Here is a 16,719-nt window from a genome sequence, read left to right as displayed (position 1 = left end):
GTCGGCGAAATTCGAGTAGGGATACTCCTTGTGGGAGTGTCCGCAATATGATTGCAATTGCAACTACATGGCCGAATCTAGCGCGGGATGAGCTACTATTGCAACCCTCTTGAAATTCCCCGGATGGTGTTGCATGTCGTCGAATGAGCCTGATGTCTGGTTCCGTTTTGTCAGGGCCCACAGAACCGTCATCCGTGAAATCGAGCGCCGCCTAGCGGCCGCTGACTTGCCGCCTTACGCCTGGTATGACGCGTTGTGGGGCCTGGAAAGCGGCCCCGACGGCACGCGCCGCATGCACGAATTGGCGGATGTACTGGCCATTGAGCGTTACAACCTCACTCGCCTTGTCGACCGCCTGGAAAAGGACGGCCTGGTGGTGCGTTCACGCTCCGACGGCGATGGGCGCGCGGCGTTTGCCTCGATTACCGACGCCGGGCGGGTGCTGCGCAAACAGATGTGGAAGATCTACGAAAGTACGGTGGATGAGCTGTTTCTGTCACAGATCGCGCCCCAGCAGCGCCAGGGCTTTGCCGATGCACTGGAGCGCACGGCCGGGTTGGCGATGGAGGCCGGTGTGCAGGCTCGCAGTGGGCGCAAATCCTGAGCGCGATAGGGCTCGCGCATGTTTGATCGTGGCCCCATTCATCTGAGTGGGTACCGTTTCATCGCTGTTTCCACCTGCCGTGCATCTATACGGCCTTCTTCTGCCAACGCCCTGAGTGCCAATACCGTAATCCAGTAGCGATTAGGCGCTGATGCCTGTACCGAGCCTGCACCCAACGCTACGAACCGCGCATCCACATGCGCCGCCAACTGATCGACAATGGGCTGCGGATAGCCGGTGACGGCAATTACCGGCGTTGCATCCCCCGCCAGGCATTCACGCAGATGGCAACTGCGCTTGGGAGCGGTAGGGTGCAGGCGATTCCAGCGTTCAGCGGCGCACGCCTCGCGAGCCAGTCGCGTGTAACTGGGGCAACTCCAGAGTTGTGCCGTGATATTCCAATCCTGTTGCAGTAACCGTGCGGCCTGCACGACCTCGGCAAAGGCCTGGCCCGCACCCAGCAAACGCACGTGTGCCGGCCTTTCAGCGTCGACCGGGTACATGCCCTTGAGTGCGTCCTCGAGCTGGCGGGCACTCAGCAACCGCCCGCCGTCGTGGTCGTGCAGGGCCAGGTAGTAAAATCCAGGCTTGCCGTCCACGTACAGCGTGCGAAGCGCTGCCAGCACAATCGCCTGGGCCTCATGACCCGAGGCCGGGTCGTAGGGCGTGCAATACGGATTATTCGCGAGCCACAGCGCCAGAGCAGGCTGTGTGCCCTTGGGCCAGGGCGAGGCTTGGTTTTCAATGTCATTGCACAGGATGCCGCGTTGCGCAGTCTCGTTTGCCAGCGCGCACAGCTGCGCCGAGGATACGGCGCTGTGCAGGTACAGCATCGGTTTCTCGTCTTTATTGCGCGCAAACCAGCTAGGCCAACTGCCCGCGCGCCTTGAGCGTGACTGGCCACGGATGACCCAGGCGTGGCGGCTGCGCTCCAGGGTGTTGGCCATGGTTATTACGGTGTACAGCGGGGAGGCGCTGCAAGGTGCGAGGCGGCTAAGTGCGTCGATGCAGCGTTGGGCGGAGTGCGCGGTCATGGAAGGGGGCGCCTGGCAAGGGAGGGAATACCCTAATGGATTTTTGATTGCAATTGCAATGATTGCAATCGCGCTTCAAATCCCAGGTGCTAAATCCGTATAACGCTGCTACGTTTATTCTTGGAGTGCAGGAACGTCATCGCGCAGACATTTTTTCGTCATGACGGCACTTTAGGCTGGTGATGCAGGTCATTTATCTGCAACCGCTTTAAACATCAAGAAGGAGTCCACGATGGACGATTATCAGGAAGAACTGCTGGAGTACCAGGCCTTTGAACTGGATCCGCTGGATCCGGCCGACGACGCCACCGAGCTGTAAGACCGACTTCAGGCGGAATGCCGCTGACTGCGGCGAAATTCCCCTGGGGTCTGGTTGTTCCATCGCCTGAACGCCCGTTGAAACGCCTGGGCCGATGCGAAACCGAGCAAGTAGGCGATCTCGCCGAACGCCAGTTCCGTATCGCGAATATAGGTCATGGCCAAGTCGCGGCGGGTATCGTTGAGAATCGCGCGAAACTGAGTGCCTTCTTCGGCCAGTTTGCGCCGCAGTGTCCAGGTCGGCAGCTTCAAGCGTGCCGCCACTTCTTCCAGGTCGGGTTCCCGGCCGCCATTGAGCATCGGCCCGAGCAAGCGGGTAATGCGCTCGCGCAAGCTGCGGGTGCGGGTCAACTGCTCCAATTCCCGTTCACACAATTGCAGCAACAGTTGCCAGGTACTTGGGCAATGCTGTGGGTTGCGCAGGGCCAGGGTGGGCTGGCTCAGGCGCAACTGGTTGGCCTCGGCGCCGAAATGGACCGGGCTGGCGCCCAATAGACTGTACTGCTCGTTGTAGTCCGGGGCGTCGAACTCGATGTCGATGCGTTGCGCCTGCAGCGGTTGTTGAGCCAGGCTGGCGAGTTGATGCAGCCAGCCGGAAATGATCGAGTCCACCACAAACCGGTTGTAGGCGTTATAGGGGCTGATCGAGTAGAAGCGCAGCCAAGCGCCTTCGGCATCCTCATGAAAACTCGACTGCCCGCGATAGTTGGCGCCATACAGCGGCTCAAAGCGCGTCAGCGTGCGTGCGGCTTCGCGCACGTTGGGCGCCTGGGCGGCGGTGACGCCGGCCAGCCCCGCCTGGCTCAAGCGGCTGAGCTGGCCCATGCGCAAGCCCAGGCCAGGGTCGCCGGTGAGCTGGATGGCTGCATGGCCCAGGCGCATATACCGGGGGATCGACAAGCGCGCGCCGGCTTCGGCGAGGCGGGCGGCGTCAAGGCCGTATTGCAGCAGCAGCGGTTGTGGGTCGAGGCCGTGGCTGGAGATCGCGTCGGCCAGGGTGTGCACGAAGCCCACCGACAGATCCCCCAGGCGCACCGGCTTCACAGCGTTACAGCCAGATATTCAGCAGGCGTGCACCACGGGCGTCACTGTCGGCGTTGATCTGCCCGTTGTGGCTCAGGAAGCTTTGCCCTGCCGTGCCCAAATCCCAGAACTGCCCGCGCAGAAAGACGCTCATGCCAGCGCTGGCCTGGCTGACAGGCTGTTGGCTGATCAGCGTAAGACGCCGCCACGCTTCGCCCTCGCTGAGCTCCTCGGGCTTGAGGCTGATTTCCTGCGGCGTGGAGACACTTTTGAAGCCGCGCCATGGGCGCTCCCATGTGTCGCGGCCGAGTACAAAGGCCGGCACTGCGACCAGTTGCGCACCTTGTTCGTTGAGCTTGCGGTAGTTGTCCGGGTACCAGCTGTCACTGCCCACCAGCACACCCAAGCGCCCGGCTGGGGTGTCGACCACGCTGACGACATTTTCGTCCCCGGGCTCGATAAAACCGCGCTCGTCGTAGATCGGGTAGAGCTGGCGTTGCAGGTTGCCGACGGGCAAGCCGTCTGCCGCAAACACCACGCTGGCGTTGTACAGCGCGCCATGGCCGACCTGGACTTGCCCCTGGCTCACACTCGGGTTGGGCAGGGCGATGGAGCCGGCCACCACCGTGACCCCGAACTCCTTGGCCAGACCGCCGAACAGCACCTGATAGTCACGCGCCATCGCCGGGGCCTTCATGCGCAGGTAGGCGTCGTTGGTGCGGTCATCGCCGGTGGCGCTGATCCAGGCACGGGCGAACTGCAATGGGTTGCTCAGCGACAGCCAATGCATCGCATCCTTCACATGCAACGCCTGGTACACCTCGTTTTTCTCGCCCGTGAGCATCAGCCAAGTGCCGATGTGTTCCGGCAGTACCACGATGGTCTTGTCGTTGATCAGGCCTTGGTCGCGTGCGTTTTTAAGGTAGGCCGCAAGCTTCAGGTGCAGGCGTTCCAGGCTCTGATAGTCGGCGGGGAACAGCTCCGGCTGGATGCCCAAAAGATTGCCGCGGTCGGCCGGCTCGCCTTCGTTGACGGCGAGCGTGATGCGCAGGTCCGACAGGTAATGCGCCACGGGGCGCTCCTGGGTCCAGACCAGATACGCGGCGACGGCGGCAACCAGGGCCAGGGTAACGATAAAAGCTAGAAGTTTACGCATGGGGAAACAGACAACAGACCGTGTGCAGGGTTCGCCGACTAGGGTAGGGCCCATGCGGCCACTTGCCAAGGGGCGCTGTACATTTGGATCAATAAGTTGTGAGTTTCGGTCATTGAGCCTTCATCCATCGCCTCTTAGTCTGTGGGACATAAACCGATGGCAGGCCATTCGAGCCTGCCACGTCCCGTGATGATCCGTTGTGGAGCTGTACCATGACCGCTGCTGCCTACCCGCACCTGCTGGCCCCGTTGGACCTGGGTTTTACCACCCTGCGCAACCGTACCCTGATGGGTTCGATGCACACCGGCCTGGAAGAAAAACCCGGTGGTTTCGAGCGCATGGCCGCCTATTTTGCCGAGCGCGCCCGTGGCGGTGTGGGCCTGATGGTCACCGGCGGGATTGGCCCGAATGACGAAGGCGGGGTGTACGCCGGTGCGGCCAAGCTGACCACCGACGAAGAGGCGCAGAAACACAAGATCGTTACCCAGGCTGTGCACGAGGCGGGCGGCAAGATCTGCATGCAGATCCTCCACGCCGGCCGTTATGCCTACAGCCCCAAGCAGGTCGCGCCCAGCGCGATCCAGGCGCCGATCAACCCGTTCAAACCCAAGGAACTGGACGAAGAGGGCATCGAAAAGCAGATCCAGGATTTCGTCACCTGCTCGCTGCTGGCCCAGGCCGCCGAGTACGACGGCGTGGAAATCATGGGTTCCGAAGGTTATTTCATTAACCAGTTCCTCGCTGCCCACACCAACCACCGCACCGACCGTTGGGGTGGCAGCTATGAAAACCGCATGCGCTTAGCCGTTGAGATTGTGCGACGCGTGCGTGAAGCCGTTGGCCCGAACTTCATTATCATTTTCCGCCTGTCGATGCTCGACCTCGTGGAAGGCGGCAGCACCTGGGAAGAAATCGTACAGTTGGCCAAGGCCATCGAGCAGGCAGGTGCGACCCTTATCAACACCGGCATCGGCTGGCACGAAGCGCGCATCCCGACCATCGCCACCAAGGTGCCGCGTGGCGCGTTCAGTAAAGTCACCGCCAAATTGCGCGGCGCGGTGCAGATCCCGTTGATCACCACCAACCGCATCAACACCCCGGAAATTGCCGAGCAGATCCTCGCCGAAGGCGATGCCGATATGGTCTCGATGGCGCGGCCGTTCCTTGCCGACCCGGAGTTCGTCAACAAGGCTGCCGCCGGCCGCGCCGATGAAATCAACACCTGCATCGGTTGCAACCAGGCCTGCCTGGACCACACCTTCGGCGGCAAGCTGACCACTTGCCTGGTCAACCCACGTGCCTGCTACGAGACCGAGCTCAATTACCTGCCGGTCAAGCAGATCAAGAAAATCGCCGTGGTCGGCGCCGGGCCTGCAGGCCTGGCGGCTGCCACAGTGGCCGCCGAGCGTGGCCACCAAGTGACCCTGTTTGATTCGGCCAGCGAAATCGGCGGCCAGTTCAACATCGCCAAGCGCGTGCCGGGCAAGGAAGAGTTCTTCGAAACCCTGCGCTACTTCAAGCGCAAGCTGCAGACCACCCATGTCGAGCTGTGCCTCAACACCCGCGTGGATGTCGCGCAACTGGCAGCCGGCGGTTATGACGAGATCATCCTGGCCACGGGCATCGCGCCACGTACTCCGGCAATTCCGGGCGTGGACAATGCCAAGGTGCTGAGCTACCTGGACGTGATCCTTGAACGCAAGCCGGTGGGCAAGCGCGTCGCGGTGATTGGCGCCGGCGGCATCGGTTTTGACGTGTCGGAATTCCTCGTGCACCAGGGCGTGTCCACCAGCCTGGACCGCGAAGCGTTCTGGAAGGAGTGGGGCATCGACACCCAACTGCAAGCCCGTGGCGGCGTGGCCGGGATCACGCCCGAGCGGCACGCACCGGCCCGTGACGTGTTCCTGCTGCAACGCAAGGCGTCCAAGGTCGGCGACGGCCTGGGCAAGACCACCGGTTGGATTCACCGTACCGGCCTGAAGAACAAGCAGGTACAGATGCTCAACAGCGTCGAGTACCTGAAGATCGACGATGACGGCCTGCATATCCGCATCGGCGCCGAGGGCGAGCCGCAACTGTTGGCGGTGGACAACATCGTCATCTGCGCCGGCCAGGACCCGTTGCGCGAATTGCACGACGGCCTCGTCGCAGCGGGCCAGAACGTGCACCTGATCGGTGGTGCTGACGTGGCGGCCGAGTTGGACGCCAAGCGCGCCATCAACCAGGGTTCGCGCCTGGCGGCCGAGCTGTAAAACCCCCAGCGGGGCGGTGTTAGACTACCGCCCCGTTTTTCATACAGTTCCCGTCCGATGGGCCCCTTCGATTGGCTTCCCTATGCACCCCTTGAACCGTTGGCGCTGGATTGGCTGAACGGCGTCGAGTTGGCGGTGCTGCGCCTGGACCGCATCGACCCGCTGATCAGCGGCAACAAGTGGTTCAAGCTCACCGAACATCTGGCCCAGGCGCAACAGGTCGGTGCCAGCGGCGTTATCAGCCTCGGCGGTGCCTACTCCAACCATCTGCACGCACTGGCGGCGGCGGGCACGCGTTTTGGCTTTGCTACCGTCGGCTTGCTGCGCGGCCATCCGCAAGACACGCCTACCGTCCAGGATTTGCAAGCGTTCGGCATGCAACTGCATTGGCTCGGTTACGGTGGTTATCGTGCGCGCAACGAACCGGGTTTTTGGGAGCCTTGGCGCGAGCGTTATCCGCACCTGTACCCCATCCCGGAAGGCGGCGGCGGTGTGGCCGGCGCAATCGGGTGTGGCGTGCTGGTGGAACACGCGCGGGCGCAACTGAGCAAGCTGGGGTGGGCCGACTACGATGCGTGGTGGCTGGCAGCCGGCACCGGCACCACGCTAGCGGGTCTGGTGCGGGCCGAGGCGGGCGCCCATCCGGTGTACGGCGCAATGGCCGTGCCGCAGGATCACGGTGTGGCGCAGAACGTGAGTGCCTTGGTCGACGGTGGTTATGAATTGCTGGACGCCAGCCGGGGCGGTTTCGCCAAGGTCGATCCGGTGTTGCTCGATTTTATCGAGGTCACACAACAGGCCTGCGGTGTGCCGCTGGAGCCGCTTTACACCGGCAAGGCTTTGTTGGCGTTGAAGGGCTCCATCGAGGCCGGCCACCTGGCGCCCGGCACTCGCCTGATCTTCGTGCACACCGGCGGCCTGCAAGGTCGCCGAGGGTTTACAGCCTAGCGCGCTTACCCGGCATCATCCGCAGCGCCGTGTTATCGCGCATCACATAATGATGAAAGATCCCCGCCAACGCATGCAGCCCGATCAGCCAGTAACCGACCTTGCCGAACCACACATGCCAGCCTTCAATCTCTTTGGCCAGTGCCTTGTTTTCAGCGATCAGCGGCGGCAACTCGATCCCGTAAAACATCACAGAGTGTCCCTCGGCACTGACAATCAGCCAGCCGGCAATCGGCATGCCGATCATCAAGGCGTACAGCGCAACGTGCATCAGCGTGGCAAGCAAGCTTTGCCACTGCGGCGGTGCCGGTACGATCTTGGGTGCAACCCCCAGGCTGCGCGCAAACAGACGCAGCCATACCAGCACAAACACCGTGAGACCGAACATAAAGTGCATCTCGACGATCAGCGTGCGGGCGCCGCTGCCTTTGGGGAACTGGCCGCGTAACTCAATGCAGGCGTAAACCACTGCCAGCAACACCACCATCAACCAGTGCAGCGCAATCGACATGGTGCTGTAGCGCGTATCGGAATTTTTCCACGGCATCGCTGGGTTCCTCATTCATCAGGGCAAGCCTCCATTCTTTGGCGACGGAGTCCTTTTACTCTATGCCTGTTTTGAACGATTTGCCCGGCGCGAATGCCGTTGTGTTGACCTCTATCAGTGGGTTTGCGGCATTTCACCGCGTGCCAGCCGCTGGTTGATATCGGCGATCACTGCCGGCAGGTCGGTGATGGTGTCGATCAGGTAATGCGGGCGCGAGCCTTCGAACATCGCTTCGATGCGCGTGCGTTCGCTGGCCAGGCTAGCGGCATCCAGGGCTTGGAACTGTTCATAGGTCAGGCCCAGGGCGTTGCCGGAGCAGGTCAGGGCCACGGTCCACATGCCGGCGCGACGCCCTTCAAGGATACCGGGCACGGTGTCGTCGACCTTCACGCACGCCGCTACATCGTCAATCCCCAGTGCAATCACGTTGGCCAAAGCCTGGGCTGGCCATGGGCGGCCATTGGGCACTTCGTCGGTGGCGACGACATGGTCGGCGACGTAGCCGTTGGTGGCAGCCAGGGCGACGACCTTGTCCATGACCTGCTTGGGATAGCCGGAGCAGGAGCCGATCTTGATGCCTTGCTTGCGCAGTTGCGCAATGGTGTCGAGGGCGCCAGGGATCAGCGCCGAGTGTTCGGCAATTTTTTCGATCTGCAACGGCATGAAACGCTCATAGATGGCGGTCACGTCGTCGTCGGTGGGCGTGCGGCCGAACGCCTTGCGGTAACGCTCGGCAACTTGCGGCTGGTTACAGAGCGTGCGGATGTGGTCCCACTTGCCCATGCCCATCGGGCCGCGGGCTTCTTCGATGGAGACGCGCACGTCGAACTCGGCAAAGGCCTCGACAAAAATCTGTGTCGGTGCGAAGGAGCCGAAGTCGACCACAGTGCCGGCCCAATCGAGGATCACGGCCTGGAGGGTGTTGGGGTTTTGATAGTTCATGCGGGCGCTCCAATGGATGAAAGGGTGATGCCCATAGCCTGCAAAGCCTGAGCGATTGCACTGACAGCGGCGCCCATGTCGGCGCCGTCTACGTGACCGATGCAGCCGACGCGGAAGGTCTCCACCTGGGTCAATTTGCCGGGGTACAAGATGAAGCCCTTGGCCTTGACCCGTTCGTAGAAGTCCTTGAACTGGTAGCGCGGGTCTTGCGGGGCGTGGAAGGTGACGATGATCGGCGCCTGGATGGCTGCCGGCAGGAAACTGCGCAGACCGAGCTCGGCCATGCCGTCCAGCAGCGCCTGGCAGTTGTTGGCGTAGCGTTGATAGCGTGCCGGCAACCCGCCTTCTTCCTGGTATTGCAGCAGCGCTTCGTGCAGTGCGGCGACCACGTGGGTCGGTGGGGTGAAGCGCCATTGGCCGGTCTTGACCATGTAGGTGTGCTGGTCGAACAGGTCCATCGCCAGGGAATGGCAGTTGCCTTGTGCGGCGGCCAGCGCCTGTTTCTCGGCGAAGACAAAGCCCATGCCGGGCACGCCTTCCAGGCATTTGCCCGAGGCGGCGATCAGGGCTTCGAACGGCACCTCGCGAGCATCAATGGGCAATGCGCCGAAGGAGCTCATGGCGTCGATGATCAGGCGTTTGCCGTGCTGTTGAACCACCTGGGCGATTTCGGACAGCGGATTGAGAATCCCGGTGCTGGTTTCGCAATGGATCAAGGCGACGTGGGTGATGTGTTGGTCGGCCCGCAACAGGCGGTCGACGTCAGCGGCAGTCGTGGGCTCGTCTTCAGCGGTTTCAAAGGTGCTGAAGTCGCGGCCCAGCACTTCACAGATCTTCGCCAGGCGCTTGCCGTAGGCGCCATTGATCAGCACCAGTACCTTGCCGTTGCGTGGAACCAGGGTGCCGATGGCCGCTTCGACGGCAAAGGTGCCGCTGCCTTGCAACGGCACACAAGCATGGCTGTCCGCGCCGTTGAGGATCGCCAGCAGCTGGGTGCAGGCGCTGGCGGTGAGTTGGTTGAAACGGTCATCCCATGAACCCCAGTCCACCATCATTGCCTGACGGGTGCGGCTGGATGTGGTCAGGGGGCCAGGGGTCAGCAGGATCGGCGCGGCAGTGGTCATCTCAAGTCCTCGCAAGGCATCGGGGTGTGAAGCTACGGGGCCTAAATTGCAGTTTGGCTTGTTATCAATCAAATTGTTTGTTGTTATGCGAGCTATCAGTGAGGCCGATAACTATGAACCTGTTTCAATTACGCGCATTCGACGCCGTCGCTCGCGAGGGCAGTTTTACCCGGGCAGCGGCGCGGTTGTTTATCAGCCAGCCGGCGGTGACGGGGCATATCAAGGCCCTGGAGGAGCACTACCAGATTCCCCTCTTGCGCCGTACGGCACGACGGGTGGAGTTGACCGAAGAAGGGGCGCGCCTGGCCGCCATCACCCGGGCGATCTTCGGCCTGGTGGATGAGGCGCAGACCCTGCTCGAAGCCAATCGCCAATTGCTCACCGGGCGTCTGGAAGTAGCGGCGGACGGCCCGCACCTGGTGATGCCGATGATCGCCAGCCTGCGCGCGCGCTACCCCGGCATCACGGTCAACCTGCGCCTGGGCAATGCCCAGGAAACCCTGGCGGCGCTGCTGTCCGAGCATGCGGATGTGGCAGTGCTCACTGAAGTCGAACCGCGCAATGGCCTGCACCTGCAACCGTTGAGCGAGTCACGGATCTGCGCGCTGGTGCCGGCCGGGCATCCGTGGGCGACGCAGGCCGAGGGCATTGTGCTCAAGCAATTGCACGAAGTGATCATGGTGCTGCGCGAGCCCAGTTCCACCACCCGGCGCACCTTTGACGATGCCTGCCTGAGCGCCGATGTGCAGCCTAAGGTGTTGCTGGAGCTGGACAGCCGTGAAGCGGTGACCGAAGCCGTCGCCGCCGAGTTGGGCGTGGGTGTGGTGTCGTCGATCGAGGTCAGCCAGGACCCACGGGTGCGGGCGGTGCCGATCCAGGGCGAAGGGCTGCTGAACCGGCACATGCTCGGCTGCATGGAGCGGCGTCGATCGTTGCGCTTGATTCAGGCGTTCTTCGAGTTGGCGCCGGGCTGAAGGCTGTCGCGCACAATGTCCAGGAACGTCGCGACGATCCGGCGTGAACTCTGTTCCTTCAGGCACACCAGGGTTTCCTTCATGCGCTGGGTGCAATCCCGGATCGGCATGGCATACACCCGTGAGTCGGCGCCGAATTCCGCCGCCGAGACCACGCCTACGCCAATCCCTACCACCACCGCTTCACGGGCAGCTTCGCGGCCCTCCACTTGGATCGCCGGGCGAATGCGCAGCCCGGCTTGGCTCATTTCCCGTTCAAGGGTCTGACGGGTGACCGAGCCGATCTCCCGCAATACCAGCGGCGTGTCATCCAGATCGGCCAGGCAGATCGACTCGCGCCCGGCCCACGGGTGGCTGCGCGACACAAACGCCAGTAGTTGGCCGTCGGGCAGCGGTAGCGACACCAACCGTTCATCGTCGACATCCCGTCCGAGCAGCGCCAGGTCGGCCTGGTAGTTGTACAGGCGAAGCAGCGACTCATCGGTGTTGCCAGTCTCGATCTTCACGGTGATGCCGGGGTACAGCTGACAGAAACGCGCAATCTGCGGCAGCAGGTGCACGGGGGCGTCCACCGCCAGGGTAAGGGTCCCGGTTTGCAAGGCGCGTGAGTCTTGCAGCAGCTCCTCGGCTTCGGCTTCGATCACGAACAGGCGCTGGGTGATGCCCAGCAAGCGCTCGCCCAAGTCAGTCAGGCGCACCGAGCGTTTGTTGCGATGAAACAACAGCACACCAAAGCGTTCTTCGAGCTTGCGCACTTGGTCGGAAATGGCCGGCTGCGTCAGGAACAGCCGTTCGGCGGCCTGGGTAAAGCTGCCGTGTACGGCCACGGCATGGAAGGCTTTGAGCTGGGCATGGGAAACCGACATGGCAGGTCCTCTTACAAGCTGAGCTTATATTTGAAATACGATAAATCGATTTTACCTATTAGTCAGCCATTGCTTTGATACGCCTCAGCCGCCGTAGGTTGAGTCCTACAACTTCGGCGGTCATGGACGCTGGCCAACAGCACCCATCTGACCAATACCGCGCCGTTTCAGGCCGCTATTGCAGTGCTCAACAATAAAAAAACAGGCGTTTTCCTTCGATTCTGCCAGCACACTCACCCCTGAGGTCAGAACCACCATGAATATCCCTATGGGTAGCATCAAGCGTTGGCGCGTGCAGATTTTCGCCATCACCTGGCTGGCGTACGCCGCGTTCTATTTCACTCGCAAAGCGTTTTCCGTGGCAAAGCTGGGGATCGTCGACGACCCGAGTTTCCCTCTCGACAAAATGATGATGGCCAACCTGGATGGCATTTACCTGGCGGCCTATGCCGTCGGGCAGTTCACCTGGGGCATGCTGGCTGACCGCTTCGGGCCACGGGTGGTGGTGCTGGGCGGCTTGCTGATTTCCGCCGCAGCGGCGCTGGTGATGGGCTCTTTCGCCACGTTGCCGATTTTTGTGACCTGCATGTTGATCCAGGGGCTGGCGCAGTCCACCGGTTGGTCGGGGCTGTGCAAGAACCTGGGCAGTTTCTTTGCGGCGCAGCAGCGCGGACGGGTGCTGGGGTTGTGGAGTTCGTGTTACGCGTTCGGTGGTTTGGTGGCGTCGCCCTTTGCCGGATGGTGGGCCTACACCCTGATCGGCAGTTGGCATGCGGCGTTTATTTCCAGCGCGGCGGTGGTCGCGGTGGTCGCGGTGCTGTTCTTTCTATTCCAGCGCAACACGCCGCAGGATGTGGGCTTGCCGCCGGTTGAACCCGAGCCGGTACTGAGCGCCGAAGAGGCCGCCGCCGAAAAGCGCATCAGTGTGCTGGAGCCACTGCGGGCGATTTTGCGTAATCGCACGGTGCTGACCCTGGGGCTGGCGTACTTCCTGCTGAAACCGGCGCGCTACGCAATCCTGCTGTGGGGCCCGGTGATCGTGTATGAGCAGATGCCGTCGGTGGGCAAAGTGGGGGCGGCCATCGTTCCCACCGCGTTCGAGTTGGCCGGTTTGCTGGGGCCGGTGCTGATCGGCCTGGCGTCCGACAAACTGTTCGGCGCCCGACGCATGCCGGCTTGCGTGCTCAGCCTGCTGGCGCTGACCGTGGCCCTGGCGTTGTTCATGGGGGCGCTGCACACCGGCAGTGTGGCGTTGGTGATGGCGCTGCTGTTTGTCATGGGCCTGACGTTGTACGGGCCGGACTCGATGATCAGCAGCACGGCGGCCATCGACTTCGGCACTGCCAAGGCTGGCGCCACTGCAGCAGGCTTCGTCAACGGCTGCGGTTCGGTGGGCGCGATCCTCGGCGGATTGCTGCCGGGCTACTTCGATACCGTGACGGTGTTTATCGTATTTGCCGGCGCCGCACTGTTTTCCGCACTGGTACTGATGCCCTACTGGAACGCCAGGCCTGCGGTGCTGGCCCAGGTCGGGGATTTTGTACCGGACCGCAACGTGGCGATCAAACCCTTGCGAACATGAAGGGCATGGCCGGTTTTTTGGTGGAACGATGCGTTCTCGCGCTATAAACTCTGCCCCCAAAGCGCCGGCCAGTAGACGTCTCGGCGCTATGGATATCAGAGAGTGAGTCATGGGCGCACAGTGGAAAGTCAAACATAAAGAAGCGGCATCCAATGCCAAGGGCAAGATCTTCGGCAAGCTGGTGAAAGAAATCACCATCGCCGCCCGCAACGGCGCCGACACCGCGACTAACGCGCACCTGCGCCTGGTGGTGGAACAGGCCAAAAAAGCCTCGATGCCCAAGGAAACCCTGGAGCGCGCGATCAAGAAGGGCGCCGGTCTGCTCGGTGAAACCGTGCAATACCACCGCGTGACCTACGAAGGCTTTGCCCCGCACCAAGTGCCGCTGATCGTCGAGTGCGTGACCGACAACATCAACCGCACCGTGGCGGAAATCCGCGTGGCGTTCCGCAAGGGCCAACTGGGCGCTTCGGGTTCGGTCGCTTGGGACTTTAACCATGTCGGCCTGATCGAGGCGTCGCCGGATACCCCGGACGCCGATCCGGAAATGGCCGCGATTGAAGCCGGTGCGCAGGACTTTGAAGATGGCGAAGAAGAGGGCGCCACCCTGTTCATCACCGAAACCACCGACCTGGACGCGGTACAGAAAGCGTTGCCGGAGCAGGGTTTCACGGTGCTGTCGGCCAAGCTGGGCTATATCTCGAAAAACCCGGTCAGCGGTTTGACCGATGAGCAGATGGCTGAAGTCGAGGCGTTCCTGGAAGGCCTGGACAACCATGATGACGTGCAGGATATGTTCGTGGGCCTGGCGGGCTGATTGGATTTATCGCTGGACCATTGTAGGAGGGGGCTTGCTCTCGATAGCCATCGGGAGCAAGCCCCCTCCCACAATGTTTAGTGGTGCTGGTTGGATGTCAGCAACGCTTCGATTTCTTCGAAGCTCGGTCGCGCCATTACATCCGGTTGGCAACACGTTTTCTGCAGTTCTAGCAGTTCATCGCGTACCTCACCCTCAACCCGCGCCAACAACTCCCCTAGCAACACCCCGAACGCCCGCACTTCAATACGCTGTAGCGCCCGTGTCTCCAAGGTATCGGCCTTGGCATGGAACGACGCCGCGCCAAAATCCCCGAGCAGGCAATCCCCGGCTTCATTGCACAGGATATTGTGGCCGTACAGGTCGCCGTGGGTGATGCCATGCCGGTGTAAATGCGCGGCCACCGAGGCGATGCTCCGGGCCATGCGCAAGGCCACATCGGGGCTGAAGCGGACAGTGGGCGCGTAGACGTCGCGGGTGCACGAGGCCAGGCTCGGCAGGGCGGCGAGGTTGCGGTAGCTGGGGTCGATCAGGTCCATCACCAGTGCGGCCTGGTCATTGGGGTGGCCGACCACGCGGCCCTCAACCTTGATCAGGTTGGGGTGCAGGCCGGCGGCGATGCAGGCCTGCATTTCGTGCAGCGGTGAGCCGTCGCTGGTGATGGTGCCTTTATAGAGTTTGACCGCAACGGGCTTGGCCTGCGGTTTCCACAGGGCTTTGCGGATCACCCCCGAGGCGCCTTCGCCCAGCACTTGGGCCACGTCCAGTTCCGCCCACGGGATATCCGGCGTTGCGTCGTCTGCCGCCACGTCCACGGCCATTTCCACCGGGTTGCCGGCATAGGCCAGCCAGGTGAGGCTCGGCAGGGCCAGCAGCCATTGTGGCAGGTGCGTGAAACGGTTGGACGCGATGCGAAGCAATTCGAGGTTATGACAGTTGGCCAGGCTTTCCGGCAGGGCCGCCAGTTGGTTCCCGGCCAGCATCAGCTTTTGCAACAACGGGCGCTCGCCCAACGCATCCGGCAACTGGCTGATACGGTTGTCGGTGAGGATCAGCCAGCGCAACAGTGGCGGCAGGGCGGCGGCGGGGACGTGGCTGATCTGGTTGGCCTTGAAGCCGATCATGCTCAACTGTGCGCACTGGCCCACGCAAGCCGGCAGTTCGGTAAAGGCGTTGTCCGAGCAGAACAGCACGCGCAGGTGCACCAGGCGGTGCAGGTCCTCGGGCAATTGGCTCAGTGCGTTAGTGCTGAGGTTGAGGATTTCCAGCGAGTCGGCCAGTTCGAAGATTTCCCGGGGAAACTCGGTAAGCCCGCAGGACAGGTCCAGGCGTGTGGTACCGGCCAATTGGCCGGCCTTGAGTTGGGCGAGGGTATTCATGAACGGCGCGGTCACTCGGCAAAGGCGGCGTAAAGGGGGCTCATGATACCGGGTCGGGCACGGGTTGCGGGCTGGCCTGTTGCAATTGGTTCAGGCGGCTGGCGGTGCGCGCCAGGTCGATGGCCTGGCCGCTCATGGCCTGCGCCAGCGGTTGGTCACCGATCAGGATCAGGTGCTTGTCCTTGTCATAAAGCACGTCCACCAGGTTGATAAAGCGCTGCTGCACAGCGATCGGGCACTCCGCCAGGTGGGGCAGGCCGTCGATGATCCAGTGGTCGAAATCCTCGCACAGCAGCAGGTAGTCCATCACGGCTGTCAGCTGTTCGCAGAGGTCGCTGAAGGCGAACGCGATGCTGCGAGCGTGGTGCTGGCGGCAGATCAATTGCCGGTTGCCCACCTTCAGGTGCTGCGCCGGGCTATCGGTGACCGGCAGGCCGAGCGCTGCCCGCTGGGCCGGTGTGCCCGGCCACACGTACTGCCCGGAGGTAAAGCGCTGCGCGGCATGGGCCTGGGGCAGGCGGCGAAAATCCTCGGGCGAGCTGACTTCCAGCACCTGCATGCGCGTGGCGATCAAGTCGATCACCGGTTTGAACCGCTCGTGGTACAGCGGGTTGGGCAGCAGCCCTTCGGGCGCATAATTGGACGTGACCAGTACCAGTACGCCGCGCTGGAACAAGGCCTTGAACAACCGGGTAATCAGCATGGCATCGCCGATATCGTGCACATGGAACTCGTCGAAACACAGCACGCGGCAGCCGGCGAGCAGCTCATCCAGGGTCACGGCCAAGGCATCGTCTGCCGCCTGGTGCGTGAACATGCCTCGGTGCAACCGGGCGAAAAATTCATGGAAGTGCACGCGCTGCTTCGCGGCAATGGGCAGCGCCTGGAAAAAACCGTCCAGCAGCCAGCTTTTGCCGCGACCCACTGGACCATGCAGGTACAGGCTGCGGGTGGGCTGGCCGGCAAGCAGGTGCTGGGTCGCGCGCGCCAAGGCGGCGATTGCCTGGGTCTGACCGGGGCTGAGGGTGTAGCCCTGTTGGCGGGCCTTGTGCTCAAAGAACGTCAGGATGGGCGAGTCGTCGTGGCCGTCGGTGTGTTTACCGAGCAAGCGACGGATCAAAGGAAGCACGGCCAATGGGAGTCACTCTGTCTG

At 62.4% G+C, this 16,719-nt stretch carries 16 protein-coding genes; 6 read left to right on the top strand and 10 right to left on the bottom strand.

The window, feature by feature from the left end; translation table 11 throughout:
• Positions 1-133: 133 nt before the first annotated feature.
• On the top strand, positions 134-604 hold the full coding sequence (locus tag PspS35_RS18170; RefSeq protein WP_159936181.1) for a MarR family transcriptional regulator: 471 nt from the start codon (positions 134-136) through the stop codon (positions 602-604).
• A gap of 38 nt (positions 605-642) precedes the next feature.
• Here the strand turns inward: PspS35_RS18170 and PspS35_RS18165 are convergent, their stop codons facing one another.
• The 3 genes from PspS35_RS18165 to PspS35_RS18155 all read right to left on the bottom strand — a co-directional run bounded on the left by PspS35_RS18165 (position 643) and on the right by PspS35_RS18155 (position 4,135).
• On the bottom strand, positions 643-1,638 hold the full coding sequence (locus PspS35_RS18165; protein ID WP_159936180.1) for a pyruvate dehydrogenase: 996 nt from the start codon (positions 1,636-1,638) through the stop codon (positions 643-645).
• Between the two features lie 327 nt (positions 1,639-1,965).
• Positions 1,966-3,000, bottom strand: a complete 1,035-nt coding sequence (locus PspS35_RS18160) for an AraC family transcriptional regulator (protein ID WP_159936179.1) — start codon at positions 2,998-3,000, stop codon at positions 1,966-1,968.
• Between the two features lie 4 nt (positions 3,001-3,004).
• Positions 3,005-4,135: a carbon-nitrogen hydrolase family protein gene (locus tag PspS35_RS18155; RefSeq protein WP_159936178.1), complete on the bottom strand. Its 1,131-nt coding sequence runs from the start codon at positions 4,133-4,135 to the stop codon at positions 3,005-3,007.
• A gap of 212 nt (positions 4,136-4,347) precedes the next feature.
• Between PspS35_RS18155 and PspS35_RS18150 the strand changes: the two genes are divergently transcribed.
• Both PspS35_RS18150 and PspS35_RS18145 read left to right on the top strand, forming a co-directional pair.
• The gene (locus tag PspS35_RS18150) at positions 4,348-6,387 is read left to right on the top strand and encodes an NADPH-dependent 2,4-dienoyl-CoA reductase (protein WP_159936177.1); all 2,040 of its coding nucleotides are present in this window, start codon (positions 4,348-4,350) and stop codon (positions 6,385-6,387) included.
• 57 nt (positions 6,388-6,444) lie between these two features.
• Positions 6,445-7,335, top strand: a complete 891-nt coding sequence (locus tag PspS35_RS18145) for a pyridoxal-phosphate dependent enzyme (protein WP_159936176.1) — start codon at positions 6,445-6,447, stop codon at positions 7,333-7,335.
• On the opposite strand, the gene PspS35_RS18140 is transcribed toward PspS35_RS18145, so the two are convergent.
• The 3 genes from PspS35_RS18140 to PspS35_RS18130 all read right to left on the bottom strand — a co-directional run bounded on the left by PspS35_RS18140 (position 7,325) and on the right by PspS35_RS18130 (position 9,948).
• Positions 7,325-7,882 carry a cytochrome b gene (locus PspS35_RS18140; RefSeq protein WP_159936175.1) on the bottom strand — a complete coding sequence of 186 codons (558 nt, stop codon included), beginning with the start codon at positions 7,880-7,882 and terminating at the stop codon, positions 7,325-7,327. The two genes, PspS35_RS18145 and PspS35_RS18140, sit on opposite strands and share 11 nt — an antisense overlap.
• 114 nt (positions 7,883-7,996) lie before the next feature.
• The gene (gene phnX, locus PspS35_RS18135) at positions 7,997-8,824 is read right to left on the bottom strand and encodes a phosphonoacetaldehyde hydrolase (RefSeq protein WP_159936174.1); all 828 of its coding nucleotides are present in this window, start codon (positions 8,822-8,824) and stop codon (positions 7,997-7,999) included.
• Positions 8,821-9,948 carry a 2-aminoethylphosphonate--pyruvate transaminase gene (locus tag PspS35_RS18130; protein WP_159936173.1) on the bottom strand — a complete coding sequence of 376 codons (1,128 nt, stop codon included), beginning with the start codon at positions 9,946-9,948 and terminating at the stop codon, positions 8,821-8,823. The genes phnX and PspS35_RS18130 overlap by 4 nt, the downstream gene beginning before the upstream one ends.
• Positions 9,949-10,061: 113 nt before the next feature.
• Between PspS35_RS18130 and PspS35_RS18125 the strand changes: the two genes are divergently transcribed.
• Positions 10,062-10,922: a LysR substrate-binding domain-containing protein gene (locus tag PspS35_RS18125; RefSeq protein ID WP_159936172.1), complete on the top strand. Its 861-nt coding sequence runs from the start codon at positions 10,062-10,064 to the stop codon at positions 10,920-10,922.
• Here PspS35_RS18125 and PspS35_RS18120 read toward each other — a convergent pair.
• Positions 10,892-11,788, bottom strand: coding sequence for a LysR substrate-binding domain-containing protein (locus PspS35_RS18120; RefSeq protein ID WP_159936171.1), 897 nt, complete (start codon positions 11,786-11,788; stop codon positions 10,892-10,894). The two genes, PspS35_RS18125 and PspS35_RS18120, sit on opposite strands and share 31 nt — an antisense overlap.
• A 120-nt stretch (positions 11,789-11,908) precedes the next feature.
• Positions 11,909-12,046 (bottom strand): hypothetical protein, encoded by a 138-nt coding sequence (locus PspS35_RS18115; protein ID WP_159936170.1) that lies wholly within the window; start codon positions 12,044-12,046, stop codon positions 11,909-11,911.
• Here PspS35_RS18115 and PspS35_RS18110 point away from each other — a divergent pair.
• On the top strand, positions 12,045-13,370 hold the full coding sequence (locus PspS35_RS18110) for an MFS transporter (RefSeq protein WP_159936169.1): 1,326 nt from the start codon (positions 12,045-12,047) through the stop codon (positions 13,368-13,370). The genes PspS35_RS18115 and PspS35_RS18110 overlap by 2 nt on opposite strands.
• A 109-nt stretch (positions 13,371-13,479) precedes the next feature.
• On the top strand, positions 13,480-14,187 hold the full coding sequence (locus tag PspS35_RS18105) for a YebC/PmpR family DNA-binding transcriptional regulator (RefSeq protein WP_032889871.1): 708 nt from the start codon (positions 13,480-13,482) through the stop codon (positions 14,185-14,187).
• A gap of 77 nt (positions 14,188-14,264) precedes the next feature.
• On the opposite strand, the gene PspS35_RS18100 is transcribed toward PspS35_RS18105, so the two are convergent.
• Both PspS35_RS18100 and zapE read right to left on the bottom strand, forming a co-directional pair.
• Positions 14,265-15,566 (bottom strand): protein kinase, encoded by a 1,302-nt coding sequence (locus PspS35_RS18100; RefSeq protein ID WP_159936168.1) that lies wholly within the window; start codon positions 15,564-15,566, stop codon positions 14,265-14,267.
• A 40-nt stretch (positions 15,567-15,606) separates the two neighbouring features.
• Positions 15,607-16,701, bottom strand: coding sequence for a cell division protein ZapE (gene zapE / locus PspS35_RS18095; RefSeq protein WP_159936167.1), 1,095 nt, complete (start codon positions 16,699-16,701; stop codon positions 15,607-15,609).
• Positions 16,702-16,719 lie beyond the last annotated feature (18 nt).

Source organism: Pseudomonas sp. S35 (assembly GCF_009866765.1).
Classification (GTDB): Bacteria; Pseudomonadota; Gammaproteobacteria; order Pseudomonadales; family Pseudomonadaceae; genus Aquipseudomonas.
Note: the sequence above shows the minus strand (reverse complement) of the source record. Positions and strands in the feature narration are given on the sequence as shown.

Excerpts from the sequence above, each read along its gene's own strand:
- PspS35_RS18170 (WP_159936181.1), top strand. The coding sequence starts at position 134 with ATGTCGTCGAATGAGCCTGATGTCTGGTTCCGTTTTGTCAGGGCCCAC.
- PspS35_RS18165 (WP_159936180.1), bottom strand. The coding sequence starts at position 1,638 with ATGACCGCGCACTCCGCCCAACGCTGCATCGACGCACTTAGCCGCCTC.
- PspS35_RS18155 (WP_159936178.1), bottom strand. The coding sequence starts at position 4,135 with ATGCGTAAACTTCTAGCTTTTATCGTTACCCTGGCCCTGGTTGCCGCC.
- PspS35_RS18150 (WP_159936177.1), top strand. The coding sequence starts at position 4,348 with ATGACCGCTGCTGCCTACCCGCACCTGCTGGCCCCGTTGGACCTGGGT.
- PspS35_RS18145 (WP_159936176.1), top strand. The coding sequence starts at position 6,445 with ATGGGCCCCTTCGATTGGCTTCCCTATGCACCCCTTGAACCGTTGGCG.
- PspS35_RS18140 (WP_159936175.1), bottom strand. The coding sequence starts at position 7,882 with ATGCCGTGGAAAAATTCCGATACGCGCTACAGCACCATGTCGATTGCG.
- phnX (WP_159936174.1), bottom strand. The coding sequence starts at position 8,824 with ATGAACTATCAAAACCCCAACACCCTCCAGGCCGTGATCCTCGATTGG.
- PspS35_RS18130 (WP_159936173.1), bottom strand. The coding sequence starts at position 9,948 with ATGACCACTGCCGCGCCGATCCTGCTGACCCCTGGCCCCCTGACCACA.
- PspS35_RS18125 (WP_159936172.1), top strand. The coding sequence starts at position 10,062 with ATGAACCTGTTTCAATTACGCGCATTCGACGCCGTCGCTCGCGAGGGC.
- PspS35_RS18120 (WP_159936171.1), bottom strand. The coding sequence starts at position 11,788 with ATGTCGGTTTCCCATGCCCAGCTCAAAGCCTTCCATGCCGTGGCCGTA.
- PspS35_RS18110 (WP_159936169.1), top strand. The coding sequence starts at position 12,045 with ATGAATATCCCTATGGGTAGCATCAAGCGTTGGCGCGTGCAGATTTTC.
- PspS35_RS18115 (WP_159936170.1), bottom strand. The coding sequence starts at position 12,046 with ATGGTGGTTCTGACCTCAGGGGTGAGTGTGCTGGCAGAATCGAAGGAA.
- PspS35_RS18105 (WP_032889871.1), top strand. The coding sequence starts at position 13,480 with ATGGGCGCACAGTGGAAAGTCAAACATAAAGAAGCGGCATCCAATGCC.
- PspS35_RS18100 (WP_159936168.1), bottom strand. The coding sequence starts at position 15,566 with ATGAATACCCTCGCCCAACTCAAGGCCGGCCAATTGGCCGGTACCACA.